At 41.0% G+C, this 24,065-nt stretch carries 22 protein-coding genes; 5 read left to right on the top strand and 17 right to left on the bottom strand.

Translation table 11 applies throughout. The annotated features are described in order from the left end of the window. Positions 1 to 13 precede the first annotated feature (13 nt). Both pfaD and ACWXWT_RS00200 read left to right on the top strand, forming a co-directional pair. The gene (gene pfaD / locus ACWXWT_RS00205; RefSeq protein ID WP_456039603.1) at positions 14 to 1,642 is read left to right on the top strand and encodes an eicosapentaenoate synthase subunit PfaD; all 1,629 of its coding nucleotides are present in this window, start codon (positions 14 to 16) and stop codon (positions 1,640 to 1,642) included. A 64-nt stretch (positions 1,643 to 1,706) separates the two neighbouring features. Continuing rightward, positions 1,707 to 1,964 (top strand): hypothetical protein, encoded by a 258-nt coding sequence (locus tag ACWXWT_RS00200; protein WP_059747937.1) that lies wholly within the window; start codon positions 1,707 to 1,709, stop codon positions 1,962 to 1,964. 93 nt (positions 1,965 to 2,057) lie between these two features. On the opposite strand, the gene ACWXWT_RS00195 is transcribed toward ACWXWT_RS00200, so the two are convergent. After that, a complete protein-coding gene (locus ACWXWT_RS00195; RefSeq protein WP_456039602.1) occupies positions 2,058 to 2,747 on the bottom strand; it encodes a fumarylacetoacetate hydrolase family protein in 690 nt (229 codons plus the stop codon). Positions 2,748 to 3,123: 376 nt separating this feature from the next. Here ACWXWT_RS00195 and ACWXWT_RS00190 point away from each other — a divergent pair, with 376 nt between their 5' ends. Further along, the gene (locus tag ACWXWT_RS00190; protein ID WP_456039601.1) at positions 3,124 to 5,160 is read left to right on the top strand and encodes a methyl-accepting chemotaxis protein; all 2,037 of its coding nucleotides are present in this window, start codon (positions 3,124 to 3,126) and stop codon (positions 5,158 to 5,160) included. Positions 5,161 to 5,435: 275 nt separating this feature from the next. Here the strand turns inward: ACWXWT_RS00190 and ACWXWT_RS00185 are convergent, their stop codons facing one another. Genes ACWXWT_RS00185 through ACWXWT_RS00175 form a run of 3 tightly spaced genes read right to left on the bottom strand, consistent with a single transcriptional unit; the run spans position 5,436 to position 7,789 of the window. Next, entirely contained in the window at positions 5,436 to 6,449 is a 1,014-nt protein-coding gene (locus tag ACWXWT_RS00185; protein ID WP_456039600.1) for a succinylglutamate desuccinylase/aspartoacylase family protein, read from the bottom strand. After that, entirely contained in the window at positions 6,449 to 7,354 is a 906-nt protein-coding gene (rimK, locus tag ACWXWT_RS00180; protein ID WP_456039599.1) for a 30S ribosomal protein S6--L-glutamate ligase, read from the bottom strand. The genes ACWXWT_RS00185 and rimK overlap by 1 nt, the downstream gene beginning before the upstream one ends. Positions 7,355 to 7,357: 3 nt before the next feature. After that, positions 7,358 to 7,789 (bottom strand): ATP-dependent zinc protease family protein, encoded by a 432-nt coding sequence (locus ACWXWT_RS00175; RefSeq protein ID WP_456039598.1) that lies wholly within the window; start codon positions 7,787 to 7,789, stop codon positions 7,358 to 7,360. 757 nt (positions 7,790 to 8,546) lie between these two features. Between ACWXWT_RS00175 and ACWXWT_RS00170 the strand changes: the two genes are divergently transcribed. Both ACWXWT_RS00170 and ACWXWT_RS00165 read left to right on the top strand, forming a co-directional pair. Further along, entirely contained in the window at positions 8,547 to 9,218 is a 672-nt protein-coding gene (locus tag ACWXWT_RS00170; RefSeq protein ID WP_456039597.1) for a DUF2461 domain-containing protein, read from the top strand. A 236-nt stretch (positions 9,219 to 9,454) separates the two neighbouring features. After that, positions 9,455 to 10,831, top strand: a complete 1,377-nt coding sequence (locus ACWXWT_RS00165) for an RsmB/NOP family class I SAM-dependent RNA methyltransferase (RefSeq protein WP_456039596.1) — start codon at positions 9,455 to 9,457, stop codon at positions 10,829 to 10,831. 76 nt (positions 10,832 to 10,907) lie between these two features. Here the strand turns inward: ACWXWT_RS00165 and ACWXWT_RS00160 are convergent, their stop codons facing one another. The 13 genes from ACWXWT_RS00160 to flhA all read right to left on the bottom strand — a co-directional run bounded on the left by ACWXWT_RS00160 (position 10,908) and on the right by flhA (position 24,014). Continuing rightward, positions 10,908 to 11,306: a DUF2802 domain-containing protein gene (locus tag ACWXWT_RS00160; protein ID WP_456039676.1), complete on the bottom strand. Its 399-nt coding sequence runs from the start codon at positions 11,304 to 11,306 to the stop codon at positions 10,908 to 10,910. Between the two features lie 95 nt (positions 11,307 to 11,401). Next, positions 11,402 to 11,896: a chemotaxis protein CheW gene (locus tag ACWXWT_RS00155; protein WP_456039595.1), complete on the bottom strand. Its 495-nt coding sequence runs from the start codon at positions 11,894 to 11,896 to the stop codon at positions 11,402 to 11,404. Between the two features lie 2 nt (positions 11,897 to 11,898). Further along, a complete protein-coding gene (locus ACWXWT_RS00150) occupies positions 11,899 to 12,987 on the bottom strand; it encodes a chemotaxis protein CheW (RefSeq protein WP_456039594.1) in 1,089 nt (362 codons plus the stop codon). Beyond that, entirely contained in the window at positions 12,971 to 13,765 is a 795-nt protein-coding gene (locus tag ACWXWT_RS00145) for a ParA family protein (protein ID WP_456039593.1), read from the bottom strand. The genes ACWXWT_RS00150 and ACWXWT_RS00145 overlap by 17 nt, the downstream gene beginning before the upstream one ends. Before the next feature lie 44 nt (positions 13,766 to 13,809). Next, entirely contained in the window at positions 13,810 to 14,271 is a 462-nt protein-coding gene (locus ACWXWT_RS00140) for a hypothetical protein (protein WP_456039592.1), read from the bottom strand. Beyond that, positions 14,264 to 15,457, bottom strand: coding sequence for a protein-glutamate methylesterase/protein-glutamine glutaminase (locus ACWXWT_RS00135; RefSeq protein WP_456039591.1), 1,194 nt, complete (start codon positions 15,455 to 15,457; stop codon positions 14,264 to 14,266). The genes ACWXWT_RS00140 and ACWXWT_RS00135 overlap by 8 nt, the downstream gene beginning before the upstream one ends. 27 nt (positions 15,458 to 15,484) lie before the next feature. Then, a complete protein-coding gene (locus tag ACWXWT_RS00130; RefSeq protein WP_456039590.1) occupies positions 15,485 to 17,704 on the bottom strand; it encodes a chemotaxis protein CheA in 2,220 nt (739 codons plus the stop codon). Between the two features lie 15 nt (positions 17,705 to 17,719). Continuing rightward, a complete protein-coding gene (locus ACWXWT_RS00125) occupies positions 17,720 to 18,457 on the bottom strand; it encodes a protein phosphatase CheZ (RefSeq protein ID WP_456039589.1) in 738 nt (245 codons plus the stop codon). Between the two features lie 13 nt (positions 18,458 to 18,470). After that, a complete protein-coding gene (gene cheY, locus ACWXWT_RS00120) occupies positions 18,471 to 18,854 on the bottom strand; it encodes a chemotaxis response regulator CheY (RefSeq protein ID WP_007649667.1) in 384 nt (127 codons plus the stop codon). 44 nt (positions 18,855 to 18,898) lie between these two features. Next, on the bottom strand, positions 18,899 to 19,618 hold the full coding sequence (locus tag ACWXWT_RS00115; protein ID WP_456039588.1) for an RNA polymerase sigma factor FliA: 720 nt from the start codon (positions 19,616 to 19,618) through the stop codon (positions 18,899 to 18,901). Then, positions 19,611 to 20,495: a MinD/ParA family protein gene (locus ACWXWT_RS00110; RefSeq protein ID WP_456039675.1), complete on the bottom strand. Its 885-nt coding sequence runs from the start codon at positions 20,493 to 20,495 to the stop codon at positions 19,611 to 19,613. Before ACWXWT_RS00110 ends, ACWXWT_RS00115 begins: the two co-directional genes overlap by 8 nt. 4 nt (positions 20,496 to 20,499) lie before the next feature. Further along, positions 20,500 to 21,885 carry a flagellar biosynthesis protein FlhF gene (gene flhF, locus ACWXWT_RS00105; protein WP_456039587.1) on the bottom strand — a complete coding sequence of 462 codons (1,386 nt, stop codon included), beginning with the start codon at positions 21,883 to 21,885 and terminating at the stop codon, positions 20,500 to 20,502. A gap of 29 nt (positions 21,886 to 21,914) precedes the next feature. Then, entirely contained in the window at positions 21,915 to 24,014 is a 2,100-nt protein-coding gene (flhA, locus tag ACWXWT_RS00100; RefSeq protein ID WP_456039586.1) for a flagellar biosynthesis protein FlhA, read from the bottom strand. Positions 24,015 to 24,065: the final 51 nt, after the last annotated feature.

Raw genomic sequence — 24,065 nt, 5'->3', positions numbered from 1 at the left:
AAAAGGAATAATAATGACAACTCAAGTGCACAACGAAAAGCTTTCTCCTTGGCCATGGCAAGTTAGCCAGCAACACGTCAGTTTTGACTCTACTGGCATGGACAAAAAGCTTAAAGATTTATCACAAGCGTGTTATGTGGTTAACGACACACAACAAGGCTTAGGGGTTGCTCAGCAAGCCCAAGTCGTAACTGATGCTATTACTGCAGCAAATGCTCTGCCGGTCAGCGCATTTGCCCCTGCCCTTGGTACACAAAGCTTAGGCGACAGTAATTTCCGCCGCGTTCACGGGGTAAAGTTCGCTTATTATGCTGGTGCGATGGCCAATGGTATTTCTTCTGAAGAACTGGTTATTGCGTTAGGTCAGGCTGGTATTTTATGCTCGTTTGGCGCAGCTGGGTTAATTCCATCTCGAGTTGAACAAGCCATTAACCGTATTCAAACGGCATTACCAAATGGTCCATACGCATTTAATTTAATTCATAGCCCAAGTGAACCCGCGCTAGAGCGTGGCAGTGTAGAGCTGTTTTTGAAGCATAAAGTACGCACTGTTGAGGCCTCAGCCTTTTTAGGCTTAACACCACAGATTGTCTATTACCGCGCAGCGGGCTTAAGCCGTGATGCAAACGGTGATGTGCAAATAGACAATAAAGTGATTGCGAAAATCAGCCGTACTGAAGTGGCGATTAAATTCATGCAGCCTGCACCCGTAAAAATACTGCAACAGTTGCTTGATGAAGGTCTTATCAGCGCAGAGCAAATGGAGTTGGCTCAGCTGGTGCCTATGGCTGATGATATTACTGCTGAAGCAGACTCAGGCGGTCATACCGACAATCGACCATTAGTCACTTTACTGCCCACTATTTTGGCATTAAAAGATCAAGTGCAAGCACAGTACAAGTATAAGACCCCTATTCGTGTTGGTGCCGGTGGGGGTGTTGGCACGCCTGACGCCGCACTGGCGACATTTCATATGGGCGCAGCTTATATTGTTACCGGTTCAATCAACCAAGCCTGTGTCGAAGCCGGAGCCAGTGAGCATACTCGTAAATTACTGGCCACCACAGAAATGGCCGATGTGACCATGGCACCTGCTGCCGATATGTTCGAAATGGGCGTTAAGCTGCAAGTGGTAAAGCGCGGTACCTTATTCCCAATGCGTGCCAACAAGTTATATGAAATTTATACCCGCTATGACTCGATTGAAGCCATTCCAAGCGAGGAACGTGAAAAGCTTGAAAAACAAGTATTCCGCTCAAGCCTGGATGATATTTGGGCAGGCACGGTAGCGCATTTTAATGAGCGCGACCCGAAACAAATTGAGCGCGCTAAAGATAACCCTAAGCGTAAAATGGCGTTAATTTTCCGTTGGTATTTAGGTTTATCAAGCCGTTGGTCAAACACCGGTGAGCTTGGTCGCGAGATGGATTATCAAATCTGGGCAGGTCCGGCACTCGGCGCCTTTAACGCATGGGCTAAAGGCAGTTATTTAGATGACTACACCCAGCGTCATGCAGTAGACTTAGCCAAACACTTAATGCATGGCGCAGCTTATTTGGCCCGAGTTAATTTATTAACGGCACAAGGTGTTAGCCTTCCGGTAGCATTACAACGATGGCGTCCAATTGACCAAGTAAAGTGATCGACCAAATGAAATAGATTGATCTCGCTTTATTGCGAGATCAGCTAGAAAGATAGGAACCGACATGAGCGATACACAGAAACTCGATTTTTCAGCGATTAATGACCCAACATTGGCATCCTTTAATCAACAAAAAAATCTGATAAAACGCATGCTCAAAGGTAACAGCGCAACTTGCAGCGACTGTAGTAAACCGCTGACGCTGCAATTACCGCCTAACACTAAAAAGGCACCAAAAAGTGCTAAAGCCCCAGGGATTTATTGCGCCAAAGGTTGCACCGACATCGAGCTAGACATGGAAGCCGTAGCGTTAATGAAATAGCATTAATACCAATTTAATGCCTTCATAAAAAAATGACCCTCTTTAGTAAGAGGGTCATTTTTTTTCGAGTATTCTTTATTTCACGACCTAGCGTTACTTAGCCTGCCATTGCTTAACGATTTCAGGGTTACCACAAAGCTGTTCAATCGGTTTATCGCCGGACAGTGCAGCTTCAAATACAGTAAATGGCACATTAGCCCATAAGCTCAACTCAAAAGTAGTATTTTCTGTCACCACACCTACGCCTTTGGGTGTCCCTGTCATGACAATGTCACCATCGTTTAAGGTCATAAACTCACTGACGGCGTTATAAATAGCTTGTGGCTGGTACATCATTGATTGCTGATGACCTAATTGCGTCACGACATTATCAATGGTTAATTGAAAGCACCAATCTTTGATGTCTGCGGTTATAGCAATAAATTCGCTGAATAACGCCGAACCATCGAAAGCTTTAGAACGCTCCCACGGTAAGCCTTTGGTTTTTAACTTGGTTTGCAGCTCACGCTTGGTCATATCAAGCCCAACACCAACCGCACTAAACTGACCATTATTCACCATAAAGCACAACTCGGCCTCATAATGTAAAGGCTCACCTAAGTGACTACATAAGGTGTTAGTAATGGCTGAGTTTGGTTTAAGAAACACTACCATATCATCAGGAATGTCATTACCGAGTTCGTGAATATGCTCGGCATAATTACGCCCAATACAAATGATTTTTGATGGGGAGATTAATTGATGATCGTCTTGTTGTTTTAGTTCTACCGTTTGTAAACCCACATTAACCTCGAATAATTGAAAGCACTAAAAGCGTCTTTGTACTAACCATAAAGCGACCTTATACAGCAATAGCACAACTCCATTTTGTAGAGCATACCTAAAGCCTTACCCTTTACCTCATTAGGTTGTAAATAGCGCAATATTATAGTCATAAATATTAAATAGCTGGTACATATGTTCAATATAAATTTGAATGTAAAAAGTGAAATATAGCTATTAAAACAAAGCTATATTTCTATTCCTTTGCAACTACCATTTACATTCCGTTAACAAGGCTCTACTCTAGAGTTTGCCGTATTTTGACCACATCGGTGCTTCATTACCTAATTAAAACTGTAACAGAGCTTGTTCTAAAAATAATAACTAGAGATTGCTAATGACAATATTCGAATTGACAATTAAACAAAAAGTAGCGTTAGGATTTGCCTCAATTGGTTTATTACTACTTGCTGGAAGTAGCTTTTTTTATCACTCTCTAAATCAGATTCAAACTGCAAACAATAATATTGAAACCTTAGCGGTGCCAGTAAAGAATCAATCAAATGCATTGCAATTGACCTTATTAAAAATGGCAAAAACAAACAGTTTAGCGTATTCACAAACAGGTAATGACAATATCAACCTCAGCTTTAAACAATTTAATCAATTACAGCAAGAATTCAATAATGTACTAACAACACTACTTGTAAAGGTAACTGACCAACCAAGGATGCGACAGTCATTAATTGAGGCACAAAATGCTTATCAGCAGTATGTACAGCAATCACGTGTTATGTTCAGCGCCAAGCTTGCTATAGAACAAGCCCGCACAGATTTCACCAAATTGAAGCAGCAATTTGATAATGTACGGATAAACGCTAGTAATAATATGATTGACTTAGAATTAATTGAAGTGCCTGCAAATGAAGCGACATTATTAGAAGAAGTCATTGGCGGCGGAGTTCGCATCGATGACATGCTGTATACACTAGGCAATACCATGACAGAACTTGGTCGATTAACCTCTGTTGATGCAGTCAATATTCATAAGCAAGATGTTGCTATGTTACTGGGTAATATTACAGTTAATGGTAACTACTTAACCCAACAAGCTGAACCGTTAATGGCAACCACCTTATTTGCCGATTTTCACGCTAACGTCAAGTCAATCAAACAATTTTGCGATGTTCCAGGAACCCTATATATTGCACAAACAAATGTTGTCAATCAGCAACGGTCAGCAGAAAAAAGTCACCTACAAGCCGACACTTATTTTGATGCGACCAATCATCAACTAGACCAACTGGTGAAACTCGCTAATGAAAGGTTTCGCGAGCTGCAAATGGTCGCCATTGATGATGTAAGTACCGCACAAACATTGGCTATTCTGATGGCTGTAGTGTTTGTCTTAATGGCGACTTTTATCTATTACTTTACGTCTAAAGCAATGTTGGGTCCTCTCCAAGCCATTAACAAAGCATTATCACGTATTGCCAGTGGAGATTTGTCACAACGATTAACCAAACAAAATAATGATGAATTTGGAGAGTTAATGGATAACATTAATAAGTTGTCTGATGATCTGACTCAACTATTGCAAGCCATTGACCGTGATGCACATTTACTGGATGACTCCGCCATCCAGTCGCAAACGCAAAGTGAGGCAATATCCCGTTCAGCCTCAGGACAAATTAGTCATATTAGTCAAGCAAAGCTGCTTGCAGAACAGATATATCACAGTTCAAATAAAGTAAATGAACAAGCCTCTGAATCAGAACAATATATAAAATCAGCCTCATTGCAAGGTGTTCAGATAAAAAGCATTGCAGATGATAATCGTATCCGTATTGAAACCTTATCCACTAGCTTGCAAGACTCCGTTGAGACCATGACAAAACTGAGTTTACACAGCAATAACATTGGCGGCATTTTAACCACCATCAGTGCGATAGCTGATCAAACTAATTTGTTAGCCTTAAATGCTGCTATTGAAGCAGCAAGAGCGGGTGAACATGGTCGCGGTTTTGCTGTTGTTGCAGATGAAGTTCGTTCATTAGCATCGAGAACACAGTCATCAACAGCCGAAATTCAAACCATGATAGATGCCTTACAACAAGAAACCTCCCATGCCGTTAATGCAATTTTACAAGGACAAACACAAGCTAGTGAATGTGTAGAACAAAGTAAGTCATTACATGATGCTATTGAAAAAATAGAAACGGCATTAAACACCATAAATGGTATGAGCCAAAGTATTACTCAAGCCGCTAACGAGCAGGTAAATCATAGTAAACAAATTGCACAAACAATGAATCAAACGGCAGACTCTGCCGAAAAGAATGCACAAGAGTCAACAACTATGACCGAACGAAGCCAACAATTAAACCAACTGGCACATTCACTCACCACCTCAGTTGAACGATTTACACTCTAAACATGAAAGGACAGGAAATTAACGTAAAAAGATTTGAGTGCGCTATGTAATCAGAAAACTCAACATGATAAATGGCAACCAAATTTAGATCATATAATTCGGCTGTAAATCGACAAACATTGACCCTGAGTAATGAGACCATTGTGGCCACACTACTCAATTTAACCAAAGCAGAATAAAGCAATGGCGATAATAGACTAGCAGTGATATTGAACACTCATACATATATTCAATATCGCAAGTATTAAACGTCTCGCACCACGGCCGATAATACCTTAAGCATATTCTTGCATAAAGTCGTCAAGATTATCATTAATGACTTCTATCTCATCACCGCTAAATTGGGCAACATGAAACAATGCTTCACCTTCATTGGTCACTGGAATATTACTGTTACCAATAATAATCCCGTCAGTAGGAGCCAAAAGTGGTGATGGTTCACCGCCCAAAGGGTTAACGATATTGGCTAAGACTTGGCCTTTAGATACCCGCTCGCCCAGCTTGAGCTTAATATTAACTAAGCCATCGGACTCACTGCGAACCCAATAACTGCGGCTAGCATTAACACTATTAGTTTGGGTTTTAATTTTGCCTTTAGTCATACTTAAGCAGCGCATCACATTGATAACACCATTAACACCAGACTTAATCGACATATCACTAAAACGCAGTGCTTCGCCCGCTTCATACAAAATACACGGAATATTTAAGCTGTTAGCGTAACCACGCATTGAGCCATCTCGGGCTTTAGATGACATAATCACCGGCGCCCCAAAAGCATTCGCCATTTCAAGCATGACTTCATTATCGGTATCACAACGGATCTGCGGTAAATTATCACGGTGAATTGCGCCTGTATGCAAATCCACAATATGCGTTGCACGTTTAACGAGAATACTACTAAACAAGTGAGCTAAACGGCTTGCTAACGCACCTTTAGCCGACCCAGGAAAGCAACGATTTAAGTCGCGACGATCTGGCAGATAACGAGATTGTTGAATAAAACCAAACACGTTAACGATAGGGACAACTAACAAGGTCCCCGTTAAGGTTTTAGCATTAACACGACCGAGCAAGCGTCGACATATTTCAATGCCATTTAACTCATCACCATGAATTGCTGCACAGACCAATAAAACGGGTCCCGCTTTTGTGCCATGAAACACTTCAACGTGCAGATCCATCGGTGTATCGTTATACAGTTTTGCTGCGGGCAATTTGACACTTAGTTGAGTGCCTGCCGATACGCTAACGTCACCGATAACAAACGGTTCGTGCTTTCTTGCCATTAACCAACTCCTTTCGTTTTTGCGCTAGTAGGTTTAACGTTTTTTTCGATAAACTGAATAATTTTTTCAGCGACATCTATACCGGTGGCCTTTTCGATACCTTCAAGACCCGGTGATGAGTTTACTTCCATCACTAATGGACCGTGTTTAGAACGCAAAATATCAACGCCTGCAACATTTAGCCCCATCGTTTTAGCAGCACGTAATGCCGTTGAACGTTCTTCTGGAGTTAATTTTACAATGCTAGCAGAACCACCTCGGTGTAAATTAGAGCGGAATTCGCCTGGCAATGCTTGGCGTTTCATCGCAGCAATCACTTTATCACCAATTACGAAACAACGAATATCAGCACCACCGGCTTCAGCGATATATTCTTGCACCATAATGTTGGCTTTCAAGCCCATAAACGCTTCAATAACAGACTCAGCCGCTTTACGCGTTTCAGCTAAGACAACCCCAATCCCTTGAGTACCTTCAAGTAACTTAATCACACAAGGGGCACCACCAACCATGTCTAATAAATCGGGAATATCTGCTGGTTTGTTGGCAAACCCTGTCACGGGTAAACCAATGTTCTTACGTGACAATAGTTGTAGTGAACGTAACTTATCGCGAGAGCGGGTAATCGCAACGGACTCGTTCAATGGATGCGTCCCCATCATCTCAAATTGACGCAATACCGCTGTACCGTAAAAAGTAACAGACGCACCAATACGCGGAATTACCGCATCAAATTTAGGTAACTCTTCACCGCGTACATGGATACTTGGCGCATTCATGTTGATGTTCATATAACACTTTAGCGGGTCTACAATTTTTATAACATGACCACGCGCTTCTGCAGCTTCTTTTAAACGGCTAGTCGAATATAAATTCTTATTTCTCGACATTATTGCAATATGCATTTGTTACTCTCCTGCTAGATATGACTCTGCTGAATTAACCAAAAAACGCCCTTCTAATGCCCTGCGTCCTAATAACATCCTAAATTTCATGTTATCTCTGTTGGTTAACGTCAATTCGATGTCGAAAAGTTGTTCACCAATAAGGATTGGCGTTTTTATCACGAAACGGTTAGTGACATGACCACCAGAATCACTGACTTCCCGACGATCGAATATAGGAAATTCGCACATGACTTCGCGATCCGAATCTTGATCAGGATGAAGCCAGACTCGAACCCATTTTTGTTTATTTTTTTGAAACGGTTTTATTTTAAACGCATGTAAACAGGATGTTTTTGCGCCTGTATCCACTTTGATTTTGACTCTTTCGTTGCCAATCTCAGGAAAAGTACCCCATTCGCGCCAACCCACAATACCGAGGGAATGTTCAGTCATGGTCAATCCTTTCATATAGAGGAATTATTCATTCCAAGTGTAATATTTCAATAAAATCAATCTTTAGCAGATATCATAATCAACAAAAAACTTGCGTGATTAAATAAATATATATTGCTTACTCGATGCTAGTAACGAGCTTTACACCAACAAAAATAGCTTTAACAACAATTTTAACACCAACACTTTATTTATATCAAACTAACATTAACGCAATAGTAAAAAAAAATCTTTATGTCAGTTAGTTACAACAACAAATCAGACACTTTAAAATCACTGAAATATTATATTAACTATGCATTTTAAAACATAAATTACACAATTAATATAAAAGTGTTCAAATAACATCCACGTTATTAATGCCTTAAATAAACCTTAGCTATTTCACTCATGGCATACATTGTTTAACATGTGAGAAAGCTATCACATCACTCTTAGGAGCGGTTGATCTTTCAAGGTTGGTTTGGCAGTGAATTATTGGTCATTACTTAAACATGAGCTATAAGGTAGAGACTTTGTGGTGTAGTTATTCTACATAAAAAGTCGATAACGCAGTAAAAATGCCCCTAAAACGCTGTCAGAAGAGGTCTGCTAAAAACGTTTTGCTCTTTGTTGAGCGATTCTTTGCTAAGCGCGTGGTGCTTAGATTACTAGGCAGCAATCCACTCGCCTCGATTAACACGTTTTTATCTCGAACAACATTCAACCAGCAAAAGTCAACAGACCCTAACACCACTATTGCTAAAAAGGGATTACCATGTTCAGCCAACTCAGCTTCGACTTTTTAAATAGGTTATCTATCAACAATGATAGAGAATGGTTTAAAGCCAACCAGCAACAATACGAAGACCAAGTGAGAACACCTGCATTGCAATTTATAGAAGCGATGCAAGGTCCCATATTAACAATGTCACCACGTTTTACCGCTGTCGCTAAAAAAGTAGGGGGTAGCTTAATGCGCCCACAGCGTGACAGCCGCTTTAGTAAAGATAAAACACCGTATAAAACTAATGTTGGTATTCAGTTTAGACACTTTCAAGCTAAAGATGTCCATGCACCAGGTTTTTATGTTCACATAGCTAATGATGAATGTTTTATTGCTGCCGGAATTTGGCACCCAGAGTCTAAAGCACTCAACGCAATTCGGCATTGTATCGATGAAAATCCTAATGCCTACCAAAAAGCGTTAAAACAATTAACTCAAGCGGGATTCGAACTCACAGGTGATAGTCTATCTAGACCGCCTAGGGGATTTGATAAACATCACTCAATGATTGATGAACTAAAGCGAAAAGATTTTATTGCTATCAAGCCCATTAGCTCACAACAAGTTTGCCAAGATAATTTTGTCGAATTTTGTACCCAAGAATACCAACATACACGTGCATTAATGGCTTATTTATGCTTTGCATTAGATTTGGACTTTTAGGATGCAAATCATCACACCTTCACAGCGACTGTATCGTCTCGGTTATGCTTAATATTACACGAATAAAACAAAATTTCAGAAAAGCGGCACATTATCAGATTGTCGTAAATGTTAAAGATCTTTGATTACGGCATTATAGTTTTAGCTCATCATTTAGAGAAGCCGTGTTAAACTAACCCAAATAGTCCCCAGTACAGCGCACTTAACGATGCTGTCTAGTAACCTCAGGTCAATTCATGAGCCCTAACAGTCCAGCCATGTCTAACGAAATAACATCAGACGAAACGCATTCACATAACATCACTGCTGCGACGCCAGCACAAAAGCGAGCACTAAGTTACTCAACAACCATTGAAATGTTGTTTAATCAAGTTTTAAGCACAAACATGCCTGCAGATAGGATCATAGGTCAATATTTCCGCGAGCATAAAAAGCACGGTTCCAAAGACAGGCGAGTGATACGTGAGAGTCTGTTTGGTCTGTTTCGTTGGTGGGGGTGGTTAAAGCAATTAGAGTCAGGCCACAAACACACAACATGGTTTCAGCAACTAAGCACCTGTGCGATGTTAGAGCAACATCAGTGGAGTGACATAATCATTGCTTGGAATGAATTTGCACAATGGCCTCAAACTCGCGCGGACCCAATACAACTAGAACACGAAGCATCTTTAAATGACAAATTGAGCGCATTTGCGACATTAAGCGGCATTACTACCAGCCAAATCACCCAACTGTTACCACAATGGTTTTGGCAGCTTTGTCCTGTCGTAGAAGCCGAACAATATGCTGTTGTTAACGCAATGAGCAGTCGACCACCAATATGGGCTCGTGCACAAACACTGTCGGCAGCAAAAGTGATTGAGTCTCTTAGACAAGTGGGTGTTGAAGCAGAAGCTAGCCGTTACTTTTCAGATGCCATAAGTTTGGGCCATAAAAGTATTAACCTAAATGAGATAAGTCTTTATAAGCAAGGTCATATTGAAATTCAAGATTTAGCCTCGCAAGTCATTGGCCAAATTTGCCAACCAAGTAGCCATGAAAAATGGTGGGATGCTTGCAGTGGTGCTGGTGGTAAAACCCTGCAGTTATACTCATTAATGTCACAACAAAATGTCCCCATCACTGGCAACATTATTGCATCTGACATTCGCCGCAAACCATTAGAAGAACTACGCAAACGCGCCAATCGCGCAGGTTTTGAGAATATCAGTGTTGTACCTTGGAAGGGCGATGAATTACCAGTAGATACTAATGCCTTTGATGGTGTTTTAGTCGATGCCCCATGCAGCTGTACGGGTACTTGGCGTAGAAACCCTGATATGCGTTGGTTAGATAATGCAACGGCAATCACCGACAAACCGATACTTCAACTCGATATATTGCGTCGCAGCGCAGCAGCAGTCAAATCTGGCGGTAAGTTGATATATGCCACGTGTTCTTTATCACCTAGTGAAAATGAACAAATTGTACAAGACTTCTTAGTTGAAACAACAGAGTTTGAGCTAGAACCCGTCATCCATCCTTTTACCGGACAGCAATGTGACATGTTGACCATTTGGCCTCAGCAAGCCAATAGTGATGGAATGTTTGTCGCGAAGATGCGGCGCAAGTAAGATCAACTTAAGCATAGCCACTAAAAAGCCATCATATCGATGGCTTTTTATTAATTAAATCAACCAGTTAATTCAGCTACTTACGGTGTAAACGTAATATTAATTCAGCTTCTGCTTTAGGCAATTCACACTCTTGCATCAACTCTTCAATTCCAGCGCCGAGTCCCACCATTTTGACAGCCCGAGAATATAATTTAGCTTGCGGATCTTGCTGGCTAGCTTCCTCGAGCATATCAGTCTGTTTAGACAGTTTTTTCTCTAATTCGACAACGCGTCTACCAACACCAATAGTACCACTGCGTAACTCATGTAATTCACGTTTAAAAGCTTCCCGCTGACGATCGCTTTCTTTTACTAAGACTGTCAGAGCATCCACTTTTGTCTTTAATTTACTGGACTGTTTTTGTAAATAAAGTACTAAACCAAGACACGCAATCACATATATTAAAGCCGCAATAAGAAATTCATCACCCATTAACATACCTTTGTTGCCATTATCTAAAAACATAAAGCAAAAGCCAAAACAAAAAGCCAACAGTTATTCGGTTGGCTTATTTGAGCAAAATGCTATTAGAGCTGTGTTAGTTCAACCCACTCTTCATCAGATAATAACTTGTCTAAGTCGACTAAAATTAATAATTCATTGTCGCGATTACTTACACCCTGAATATACTTAGCACTTTCTTCAGTACCAACATTAGGTGCATTATCAATTTCTGAACGGCGTAAGTAAACGACTTCAGCTACGCTATCAACCAGAATACCAATAACTTGCTTTTCAGCCTCAATGATCACCACTCGAGTTGAATCATCTAATTCAGCAGATGGCAAACCAAAACGTGAACGAGTATCAATAACCGTAACCACGTTACCGCGCAAGTTAATGATCCCTAATACATAATCAGGTGCACCTGGAACAGGAGCTATTTCGGTATAGCGTAATATCTCTTGAACTTGCATTACGTTAATACCATAGGTTTCATTATCTAGCTTAAATATCACCCATTGTAATACTACATCGTCTTTACCGGCAGTAGCCGCTGCTACACTTCTAGAATCGCTCATAGTTAACCTCGGTCAATCGAATCCTGACAACCTAAACCTGCATCAAGCATTTTGATTAAAGCTTGAACATGTATAATGCCACACATTTGTTGTTTTACTACCCCAGCAAGCCAAGGACGCTTACCCGGCTTTTCACGCCAATTGACGTGTGATTTATCTATTTTAACGGAGTTAACTAACGACTCACATGTTAATCCCCACTGACTATCTTCTAGCATAACAAGATATTGATAATTTACTGTTTGCGCTAGTTCCGAAGAATATTTCTCAGGCATCACCCATGCACAGGTATCAACCACATTAATTTTACTGTCTCGATGGGTTTGCACCCCCATAAACCAAGAAGGTCGCCCAATAAGATGGTTTATCTTCTCAATTTTAATTATCCCGCCTAAGCTCACTAACGGCACTGCAAGTGTTAGCCCTGCAACATTAAAAAATAACACCTGAAATTCATCATCAAGTACTTCTTGTAAATCATGAGTAACACTAGGCGGTTGAAAACCAACTTGTGTTTGTGGTGCTGTGTTATCTTGCACCACAACACTTTCCACTAGCTGATCATGTTTAATAATAGCGTCTTTTACATCAGCAAGTGAACTTTCGTCGTTTTTTATATCGACTAACGGTTTGATTTCTTTATCCGTTAACGGTATTTGTTGTGTCTTAGTTTGATTAATTGCTATTTCGGGTTCAATATGCGTGATGGCCTGACGAACACGCTCAGCACTGGCTTTAATCTTTTGTGATAAATCGGTTTCAACTTTAGGCTTAGATACCGCTGACAATAATTTTTCAAGTGCGAGTTTATCTACACTTGTTGTCGGTTCTGCATATTGTCGTTGGCTAGCCGTTACAGGAGTAACCTTAGTTGATGTAAGTTGCGCATAATGTTTAGATAGCGCAATGTCTACCGCTGTGCCTGTAGGTTTATCCTCGGTAATATTTGGCCTTTTTTTGCCTAAATCATCAACGTGATCTGCAGAGTCACTTTGTTTTACCTCAACGCTTTGTTCAGAAATCGCTTTCGACGGTTCCTGTAATAAAAGACTGAAATAATCAAAAACAGTTTCATCAACCGATTTTGACATGAGTAAACTCCTGAGAATATAAGAAATCTAGCAGACGATTATATGCTTTTACACCTCGGCTACTGGCTGAATAATGCGATGCTGGTAAATGAGCCAGGCTTGCATCTCTAAATTTAGTATCAACAGGGATCATGTCATTAGGCCAAAGTGTTGGGCCATATTTATCCTGCAAAAATTGCAATGCGATTGGAGAAGCTTTGGTTCGCTTGTCATACATTGTCGGTAATACTGTATAGCTATAGCGTGTTTTCTTTGAGCGCCCCATAATTTCCATGGTTTTTACCATTCGTTCAAGCCCTTTTATGGCTAAAAACTCGGTCTGAACAGGAATAATAATGTGTTGACTTGCTGCTAAGGCATTCACCATTAACACCCCTAACACGGGCGGACAATCAATAATAGCAACATCATATTTATCTTCGAGTAACGATAATAAATTACGTAGTACTAACCCCATTCCTTCTTGATGACCTAATGATCTATCAAGTGTTGCCAATGCCATATTAGCCGGAATAATATCGAGCCCTTCAATTTGAGTTGAAATTACATTTTGCATAATCAACTCTTGAGTCAACGACTGATGATTCAAAAATACATTATAAAGAGAGCCAGATACTTCATCCGAGTCAATACCCAAATAATAGCCCAATGAAGCATGGGGATCCGTGTCGATCATCAACACGCGTTGACCACGTTTAACCAGAGAACCGGCCAAACTGGCTACTGTGGTGGTTTTACCAACGCCACCTTTTTGGTTAGCTACCGTCCATACTTTCAAAAAAGCCTCTCAACTCATTATATGATGCTGTTATGGAATATTGACTATTGTTTGTCTTGCTTCTCATCGCGGGTTGTCACACGAATACCGCCACTAGGTAAACGGATAACCTTAACCCCTTGATCATTTTCAGATATAACAACCTCTTGCTTTTTCTGCATAGAGGGATCATTGATACTGTCGTTCACCTTATCAATGTCAGTGAACGGGGAATTAGCCATCACGCCAGGTCCTAATAACACACTTTTCGATTGATTGTCAGCAGAGGCTATTATTGTTTGAGTTTGCTCTGGATGTTGAGTTAACCAATTAGCAATATTATCAGCTTGATCTTCTGGTACCATTAACAATACTTGAGATGCAGTTAAACGTTCAACATTTTGTTCTAATAGTGTGACTTTACGTTGAGCTTCTATATATAATCCAGCTAATACGATGATAATAATGAAGGATATAAACAATCCCAGCATTTGCTTAGTCTGTATAGAATACTCAGACTTAGCCACGGCTAGACTCTTTTAAAATAGCTTCAGCCATATTATCTAACGAAATAGAGTGAGTCGAAATACCAGATGAAGCAATAGCTTGAGGCATACCATATACCACACAACTTGCTTCATCTTGTGCCCAAATAGTAGCACCAGCAGATTTTAACATTCTGGCACCTTCCCTACCATCTGCGCCCATTCCGGTCAACACGACAGCTAACACATCACCACCAAAAGCTTTAGATGCTGAAGCAAAAGTAATATCGACTGAAGGTTTATAGTTCATCTCGTGGGTGCCGGGGATCACTTTTAACCTTCCGGTCATGCCATTACGTTCAATCATAAGCTGCATGCCTCCAGGTGCTAAATAAGCACACCCTGGACGCATAACATCACCATTTTGCGCCTCTTTGACTTCAATATTACACAAGCTATTAAGACGTGCAGCAAATGCAGGGGTAAATGCCGCAGGCATATGCTGGATTAAAACAATCGGATGTGGGTAATTAGATGGAAATGCAGTGAGTACTTTCTGTAATGCGACAGGCCCGCCGGTCGATGTACCAATCAATAACGCTTTGTATTGCTTCCCGCTAGCTCGAATTGACGATACTGATGATACCGCAGGACTCGTTGCTTGGCGCTCAACAGGAACCGCTATCACACTAGAGCGAGAGGCCTTAGGAGGCGCAGTTGAAGCTAAACGACTGCTAAGTGGGCGAGTAGAGGTTGTTGATGTATCTTGCTCGAGTGTCGTTGTTCGGCGACTTTGCGGCACTGAAGATAACGAACTTGAACGATATATCCGACGTCGACCCAACGCTTTGATTCGTTGCTGTAATAAAAGAATGGCATCATCTTTATTAGTCGCAATATCTTCAAAACGTTTAGGTAAAAAGTCTAATGCGCCCGCTTCTAACGCATCAAGTGTCGCTTTGGCACCATCATGGGTTAATGATGAAAACATCAAAATAGGTGTAGGGTTACTGGCCATAATTTCACGGACAGCACTAATACCGTCCATCACAGGCATTTCAATATCCATAGTAATGACTTGAGGTTTAAACTTTGCAGTCATATCAACAGCTTCTTTGCCATTTATTGCAACAGCAACAACCTCGAGATCGGGATCTTGATTAACAATTTCACTGACTCGACGTCGAAAAAAGCTAGAATCATCTACAACTAGTACTTTTATGGTCATTTAATGCCTTAAATAATGGAACTTTTATTATTTTTTGCTTTTTGCATAATGTTTCAACAATCCAGGTACATCTAGAATAAGTGCAATACCACCATCAGATGTAATTGTCGCGCCCGCCATACCAGGAGTACCTTGTAACATACTTCCAAGCGGTTTAATGACAACTTCTTCTTGTCCTATCAACGCATCAACAACAAACCCAATTTGCATCGTACCAAGTTGAACAATCACAACATGACCTTGTTTTTTATCACCATGTTTAAAGGTCGATTTGTTGCTGTGCAGCCAATGCTCTAAATAAAATAATGGTACGGCTTTATTTCGGAAAATTACCGTCAATTGGCCGTCAACAATGTTGGTCTTAGTTAAATCTAAATTAAAGATTTCATTCACACTTGATAATGGTAGTGCAAATACTTGATTAGACACATCAACCATTAATGTTGGCATAATTGCTAACGTTAATGGCACTTTAATTTCAAGTATGGTGCCCTTGCCTTTCATTGAATCGATAAAAACAGTTCCGTTAAGTTGGTTAATGCGGGTTTTCACCACATCCATACCCACACCACGGCCTGAGATATCTGAAATTTCAACTTTCGTCGAGAAACCAGGAGCAAAAATAAGGTTAAACGCTTCGTTATCGGTCATTCTTGCTGCGGCATCTTCATCTAACACGCCACGACTGATTGCAATTTGTTTTAACTTCTCAGGATCCATTCCTGCGCCATCATCCTCAATTTTGAGCAGGATATGGTCACCTTCTTGACTAGCCGACAAGGTAATAGTACCGGTACGTGGTTTACCGCTCGCTTCACGCGTAATCGGCATTTCTATACCATGATCGACTGAGTTACGCACCAAGTGAACTAAAGGATCCGCTAATGCTTCGACTAAATTCTTATCTAGATCGGTGTCTTCACCAATCATTATCAGATCAATTTCTTTATTTAAAGTACGCGCCATATCTCGAACAACGCGAGGGAAACGACCAAATACTTTCTTGATGGGTTGCATGCGAGTCTTCATTACCGCGCCTTGTAAATCAGCGGTAACTAAATCAAGATTTGCAAGCGCCTTTGACATGTCTTCGTCTTCACGGTTCACACCTAAGCTAACCAAACGATTTCGTACTAAAACCAACTCACCAACCATGTTCATGATTTCATCTAAACGAGCAGTATCTACACGAACAGTTGTTTCACCCTGAGGAACAGAAGGCGCTTTCACAGGTGCTTTATCTTTAACGAGTTCAGCTTTTGGTGCTGCGACAGGGGGCGTGGCGGTGACTGGTTTTGCGACAGGCTTAGCGGTTGGAGTCACTGCAGGTTTAGCAGTTGGAGTAACATGTTTTTGAGCTGTTGCAGGCGTTGGTTGCGGCTTAACGTCGGCAGGAGAACTACCTTTTCCGTGTAATTCATCTAAAAGGCGTTCGAACTCATCATCTGTAATTTCATCAGAATCAACAAGTGGCTCAACAACTGGAGTACTCGCAGGTGGTTTCGCTGACGCTACGGGGGCAGATGTCTCTTTGAATGAACCAGAACCGTGCAGTTCATCTAATAATGCTTCGAACTCATCATCGGTAATTTCGTCGCTATTATTCGCAGTTGGAGTTTTTGGAGCCTCGGAGCCTTGATTAGTATCAGATACTTGAGGTGCTACTGGACCTTTACCACCGCCATGCAATGCATCAAGTAGCGCTTCAAATTCCGATTCGTCAATCTCATCAATACTGCCAGAATTAGAGATCTCTTCTGATTGAGTATTAAGATCTTCAATGTACTCAGGTTCGCTTGACTCAACAACACTCTCGATAGGTTCAGGCTCTTCAGCTGCCATTTCTGAAGGTAATGGTGCACCTGAACTTAATAATTTAAGCTTCGCAAGCAATTCAGGATCTGCAGGGTCTTGGGTTTCCCCCTGTTGAGTTTGAGCAAACATGGAATTAATGGCGTCGACAGCTTGCAAAATGATATCCATTAATTCTGCATTTACGCCACGTTTACCAGTGCGCAATAAGTCAAACGTATTTTCGGCTTCGTGACATACGTCAACCATGGGTTTTAGGCTTAAAAAACCTGCTCCACCCTTAACGGTATGGAATCCACGGAAAATAGCATTAAGTAAATCACTGTCATCAGGATTATTTTCAAGGGCAACTAGTTGCTCTTGTAGAAGCTCTAAAATCTCACCAGCTTCGATTAAAAAGTCCTGGAGTATCTCTTCATCAACATCAAAGGACATTAAATTGACTCCTAATTAGAAACCCAGACTTGATAGCAGATCGTCAACTTCATCCTGACCAGTCACAACATCTTCACGCAATTCTGCATGCATGATTGGACCTTCTGCTTCTATCTTATTATCGTTTATAGCTGGCGATGATTCGGTAACATGATCTCCAAACACAGTTAACATTGAGACCAAATTACTTTCTACTTCACGAACTAAATCTATTACTCGGCGGATCATTTGACCCGTTAAGTCTTGGAAGTCTTGCGCCATCAAAATTTGATTTAATAGCTCACGTAGACGATTAGAATCATGTTCGCTATGCGACATAAACTGCTGAACATCATGACAAAGTGATTTAAACTCACTTAATTGTATATCACGACGCATCAGCTTATCCCACATGGGCGTCACAGATTGTATATTACTAATGATGGTATCGGCCAAAGGTAGGCATTCTTCAACCGCATCCATAGTTTTATTTGCAGCTTGTTCTGTCATATCGATAACATAATTCAATCTTTCTTTAGCATCCGGTATTTCGGTATTAGCTAATTCAGATAAACGGTTATCGACTTGAAAATCTCTTAGTGCACTATGGAGTTGTCGAGTTAACTTACCGACTTCTTCAAAAAGCTCACGCTGTAATGGCGCAGCAAGCTCCCTGATTGCGTCATCTGCTTTGTCTTGCTTACCAGAAGTAAGCAATTCAACAAGTTCTTGGGCCTGTTCGAGAGTGATTAACCCCGATATTGATGCCTGCATGACTTATCCTTGCTTATGCGAGTCGTTCAAAGATTTTATCTAACTTTTCTTTTAACGTTGCTGCGGTGAAAGGTTTTACCACATAACCATTAACACCGGCTTGCGCTGCTGCAATAATCTGTTCACGCTTAGCCTCTGCGGTTACCATCAATACCGGTAAATGTTTTAATGAATCATCTGCACGAATTGCTTTAAGTAAATCAATACCTTGCATTCCCGGCATATTCCAATCTGTTACCACGAAATCAAAGTCGCCTTTTTGTAACATAGGTAGGGCTGTTGAGCCATCATCTGCTTCTTGGGTATTATTAAATCCCAAATCTCGCAACAAGTTCTTAATGATACGCCTCATTGTTGAAAAATCGTCAACAATGAGAATCTTCATATTCTTGTCCAAGGTTTCCTCCGGTGAGCTGACACTCGTTTGCTCTAAATAAGTTATTATTCTTGTGTCCAATGCTTGAGCTTAGCTTTTAATCTGAGCATTGCCTGACTTAATATCTGGCTTACTCGCGATTCGCTAACCTCAAGGATGGCACCAATTTCTTTTAAATTTAATGCTTCGTCATAATATAACGATAATACTAACGCATCTCTTTCTGGCAATGTTTTAATTGCTTCAACCAGTGCAGATTGGAATTGAACTTCAGCAAGTGAGTCAAAGGTTTCATCTGGTGATTCGTTGTCTGTAATTAACACATCTTGCGAAACACCAAGATCTTCTATGCCTATGATTTTACCAACAGAAACATCATTTAAGATATGATGGTACTCATCGAGCGACATATCAAGTTTTTCGGCAATTTCTGTATCATGAGCATCTCGTCCAAGCTGTTGCCCTAATTCATCAATCACCTGTGCAACGCGACGATTATTTCGGTGAACAGAGCGTGGAACCCAGTCACCACGGCGAATTTCATCAATCATTGCACCACGAATTCTGATCCCTGCAAAGGTTTCAAACTTAGCGCCTTTGCTACAATCAAATTTAGATGAAGCTTCAAGTAACCCCATCATTCCAGCTTGTAATAAATCATCAAGTTGCACCGATGCTGGCAATCTTGCCAGCATATGATGGGCAATTCGCTTTACCAACGGTGCATACTGTTCAACAATAGACGTTTTGTTATCGAACTGAGTATACGCAGCGGCTTTATTCACTCGTCCTTCCTTCTTCTTGTATCGGCTTACGTTGTACAAGACGTTCAACAAAGAACTCTAAATGACCACCTGGCTGTTGTGGAACAGGCCAAGTCATAATTTTATTGGCTAACCCGTGATAAGCAATCGCTGAAGGTGATTTAGGATAAGCTTCAACCACTAACTTTTGCTTACGAACAGACTTCCGTAAATTTTCATCAAATGGAACTGTTGCCACCAATTCTAGAGCAACATCTAAAAATCTGTCAGTCACTTTACTTAGTTTAGCAAATAATTCCATACCTTCACGTAAACTACGCACCATATTTGCCACAATTTTGAAGTGGAACACACCATGCTCACGACTTAAAATCTTAATTAATGCATAGGCATCTGTAATTGACGTTGGTTCGTCGCACACCACAATCAGCACATCTTGTGATGCACGAGAAAAACTCAGCACCATATCAGATATGCCAGCAGCAGTATCAACAATTAAAATATCAAACTGAGTACGCATTTCACTAAATGCACGGATAAGTCCAGCATGTTGTGCTTGTGTTAACTCCACCATCGCTTGTGAACCCGAGGTAGCAGGAACAATACCAATACCTTTAGGGCCTCGTACAATGATGTCATCTAATTCGGCATCTCCGGACAAAACATGAGATAAATTTTTCTCTGCACGTATCCCAAGCATGACATCGACGTTGGCTAAGCCTAAATCGGCATCGAGTACTAATACGCGTTTGCCCTTTTCGGCTAATGCAACGGCGGTATTAATTGATACGCTTGTTTTGCCCACTCCGCCTTTGCCGCCGGACACGGCAATGACTTTAACTTTATCGTTATTTGGTTGATTCATCATACGTAAACCACTTGCTTGATCCCGACTCATATCTTTACTCAAATGCATAGGCTGTGTCATTAGACCACACCGTGTCTTGTGACGTTTGTTGTTCTTTTTCGTTTAATGCAGCTAGCGCTTGCTTCGCTAATGCTAATGTATCAGCCACTTTCATGTCCTCAGGAACACGTTGACCGTCAGTTACATAACTCAATGGTAACTCATTTTGAATCAATACGCTCAATGCACCAGCAATTGATATTGACTCATCCAATTTGGTGAGAATCGCACCGGACAATGGAATACGCTTAAAATGTTCTACAGCATCTTGCAATACACGACGTTGGCCCGTCGCTGACAAGACTAAGTAACTCCGGATGGGGATCCTACTATTTGCTGTCAAATTATCAAGTTGTTGATATAGACGCATGTCACGTTGTCCCATACCAGCGGTGTCAATTAACACTAACTTACGATTTCTGAACTGATACAGTATTTGTTCTAATTCGGTTAAATCATGTGCTTGCTTAACTGGACAGCCCATTATTTTGCCATAAGTCGCTAATTGCTCATAAGCACCAATACGGTAATGGTCAGTAGTAATTAATGCAACTTGCTCAGGTCCATGATGTGCGGCAAAACGAGCAGCAATTTTAGCTAAAGATGTTGTTTTACCAACACCGGTAGGACCAACAAATGCTACAACTCCACCGCGTTTGACAATATCATCGCCTTGATTGTCAAGTAAATTAGCTAAGCTTTGCGGTAATGCACGTACTAAATCAGCTGGAGTATAATGTTGACTCAATCCTGCTAGTTTAGCAGCTACTGCAGGAGAAAACTCTGCCGCAATCAATTTACTTTCTAACATAGCACCAACAGGATCTGTACGCTTTTTTTGATCTTTCATCAATGATGAAACTTGATGAGTTAATAAACTGCGTAATGAGGCCATCTCTTCACGCAACTCATCCATATCAGAAGATTGATTTTTACTGGTTTTTTTAGGATGTTCCGATGTTACTTTTGATTGAAAATCTGTTGCTGGTTTAGCTGATTTTACACCTTCTAATTGACGAGCCCATTCAGGCAATTCTGGCTCGTCTTGGTGAACTGACATTTGTTGTGTCATGCGGTTATGCTGTTTTTCAAGTAAAGCCTGTAGGGAGTCTGCTGCAGGAGGCGGATTCACTTTTGTTTGTGCTTTCATCGTGGGTTTAACACCTAATGACACACGATCTTCACTAACGTCCATAAAGCTGGTCGTTGGCGCTTGTGAAGCTATCGCCGCTTTCGGTTCGTCATAATCCACGGCAGCGACAATTTCGATTCCGCCAGTGACTTTTTTGTTCGACATAATGACAGCGTCAGACCCTAAAGTTTCTTTTACTTGAGCCAATGCAGCGCGCATATCTTTGGCAAAAAATCGTTTAATTTTCACTTATGCACCTCTATAAACTGACGTTATCACTATTGACCTACAGCCGAAACAATTCTTATTTGTTTCTCATCTGGTATTTCTTGATAAGAAATCACCCGTAAATTAGGAATAGTGTATTTAACAAATCGTGACAGGGTTGACCTAAGCATGCCAGATGTCAATAAAATGGCCGGTTGTCCTACCATTTCTTGCTTCTGAGCAGCGTCTAATAATGACTGCTGCATACGTTCTGCGAGACCAGGTTCAATATTAGGCCCTTCACCGCCTGTCGCCTGCATAGACTTATGCAACATTTGTTCCAACTCTGGTGCCAATGTAATGACAGGTATTTCAAGTTCTGGCCCAGAGATTTCTTGTACTATCATACGTTTTAGGGCAATACGCACTGCAGCCGTTAATACCTCGGTATCATTACTCTTAGAGCCATATTCTAACAACGTCTGCACTATGGTGCGTAAATCACGTACTGATACACCTTCATTTAGTAAGTTTTGCATGACTTTAACAACCGAACCTAGAGGCATAACATCAGGAATAAAGCCATCCACTAATTTAGGTGAGTTTTTAGCAAGCATATCCATTAATTGTTGCACTTCTTCATAACCTAATAGCTTCGAAGCATTATTGCTCAGTAGCTGACTAATATGGGTCGCAACAACTGTTGCAGTGTCAACAACAGTATAACCTAATGTTTGTGCGTGCTCTCGTTGCTCTGGCGCTATCCATACTGCCTCTAAACCAAAAGCAGGGTCGTGCGTATCAATACCATCAAGTTTACCGTAAACTTGACCAGGATTAATCGCCAGTTCACAATCATGTCTAACTTCTGCTTCACCAACCACCACGCCCATTAACGATATCCGATATGCATTAGGCGATAAATCCAAATTGTCACGAATATGTACCGCTGGCACCAAAAAGCCTAATTCTTGTGAGAGCTTTTTACGTACCCCTTTGATCCTGCCCAATAATTCTCCACCTTGAGACTTATCAACCAATGGGATTAAGCGGTAACCAACTTCAAGTCCAATAGTATCAACATGGCGTACATCATCCCAACTTAAATCTTTAGGTTCTTTCTCTTTATTTTCAACAGGGCCTTTTGTCGCCAGTGTGAGGGCCGCTTGTTTTTTGTCAATATTACGCTTGTATACAAAGTACGCTGCACCTGCGGTAATAAAAGCAAAAGTCAAAAAAGCAACATGAGGCATACCCGGCACAATGCCCATAATAAAGAGTAACCCAGCTGCAATAGCTAATGATTTGTGACTGTCAAACATCTGACTAAACATCATTTGGCCCATATCACCAGACTCATTTTGACGAGTCACCAATAATGCTGCTGCAATTGATAAGAGTAAGCCGGGAATTTGTGCGACCAAACCATCACCGATGGTTAATAGTGTATAAATTTCTACCGCACTCGAAAAGTCTAAATCATGTTGAACAATACCAATAACAAAGCCACCTAAGATATTGATGACCAAAATCATAATGCCGGCAATAGCATCACCTTTTACAAATTTTGAAGCACCGTCCATTGCACCATAAAAGTCTGCTTCTCTGGTGACTTCAGCGCGGCGAATACGAGCCTGATCTTGGGTCAGTGTGCCAGCATTTAAATCCGCATCAATAGCCATTTGCTTACCCGGCATGGCGTCTAAGGTAAAGCGAGCGCTCACCTCAGAAATACGACCAGCACCTTTGGTCACAACTGCAAAATTAATGATGATCAAAATAAGAAAGACCACTAAACCGACAGCATAGTTACCACCAATAACTACAGAACCGAATGCCTCAATTACCTTACCAGCTGCATCCCCACCATTATGCCCTTCGAGTAATACAATACGAGTCGAAGCAACGTTAAGTCCAAGCCTTAATAAAGTCGCCACAAGTAACACGGTAGGAAATGCTGCAAAATCCAGAGGTCTATCAGTATAAATAGTTACAAGCAGCACGATTAATGCTAACGCAATATTGAATGAAAAAAGGATATCGAGCAGAAAAGCCGGCATCGGTAACACAACCATTCCCAGTGCAGCAAGCACTAATAAAGGCGTACCAATGCCTTTAAATGTCGACGGTCTTATTTGTTTAAATTGCCCGAAAGCCGCTTTTGCATCCATTGAGGAGAACCCTTTGTAAAGTCTACTGCGAAATAATGTACTGTTATTTGA

It is taken from the genome of Shewanella sp. A22 (genome assembly GCF_053850585.1).
The sequence above is the reverse complement of the archived record's forward strand: the minus strand, read 5'-3'. Positions and strand labels throughout refer to the sequence as shown.

Coding starts and splice junctions, on each gene's coding strand:
- rimK (WP_456039599.1), bottom strand. CDS start 7,354: ATGCATATTGCAATAATGTCGAGAAATAAGAATTTATATTCGACTAGC.
- ACWXWT_RS00175 (WP_456039598.1), bottom strand. CDS start 7,789: ATGACTGAACATTCCCTCGGTATTGTGGGTTGGCGCGAATGGGGTACT.
- ACWXWT_RS00200 (WP_059747937.1), top strand. CDS start 1,707: ATGAGCGATACACAGAAACTCGATTTTTCAGCGATTAATGACCCAACA.
- pfaD (WP_456039603.1), top strand. CDS start 14: ATGACAACTCAAGTGCACAACGAAAAGCTTTCTCCTTGGCCATGGCAA.
- ACWXWT_RS00190 (WP_456039601.1), top strand. CDS start 3,124: ATGACAATATTCGAATTGACAATTAAACAAAAAGTAGCGTTAGGATTT.
- flhA (WP_456039586.1), bottom strand. CDS start 24,014: ATGGATGCAAAAGCGGCTTTCGGGCAATTTAAACAAATAAGACCGTCG.
- ACWXWT_RS00165 (WP_456039596.1), top strand. CDS start 9,455: ATGAGCCCTAACAGTCCAGCCATGTCTAACGAAATAACATCAGACGAA.
- ACWXWT_RS00130 (WP_456039590.1), bottom strand. CDS start 17,704: ATGTCCTTTGATGTTGATGAAGAGATACTCCAGGACTTTTTAATCGAA.
- ACWXWT_RS00185 (WP_456039600.1), bottom strand. CDS start 6,449: ATGGCAAGAAAGCACGAACCGTTTGTTATCGGTGACGTTAGCGTATCG.
- ACWXWT_RS00135 (WP_456039591.1), bottom strand. CDS start 15,457: ATGACCATAAAAGTACTAGTTGTAGATGATTCTAGCTTTTTTCGACGT.
- ACWXWT_RS00155 (WP_456039595.1), bottom strand. CDS start 11,896: ATGAGCGATTCTAGAAGTGTAGCAGCGGCTACTGCCGGTAAAGACGAT.
- ACWXWT_RS00160 (WP_456039676.1), bottom strand. CDS start 11,306: ATGGGTGATGAATTTCTTATTGCGGCTTTAATATATGTGATTGCGTGT.
- ACWXWT_RS00125 (WP_456039589.1), bottom strand. CDS start 18,457: ATGCAGGCATCAATATCGGGGTTAATCACTCTCGAACAGGCCCAAGAA.
- ACWXWT_RS00170 (WP_456039597.1), top strand. CDS start 8,547: ATGTTCAGCCAACTCAGCTTCGACTTTTTAAATAGGTTATCTATCAAC.
- ACWXWT_RS00110 (WP_456039675.1), bottom strand. CDS start 20,495: ATGAGTCGGGATCAAGCAAGTGGTTTACGTATGATGAATCAACCAAAT.
- ACWXWT_RS00150 (WP_456039594.1), bottom strand. CDS start 12,987: ATGTCAAAATCGGTTGATGAAACTGTTTTTGATTATTTCAGTCTTTTA.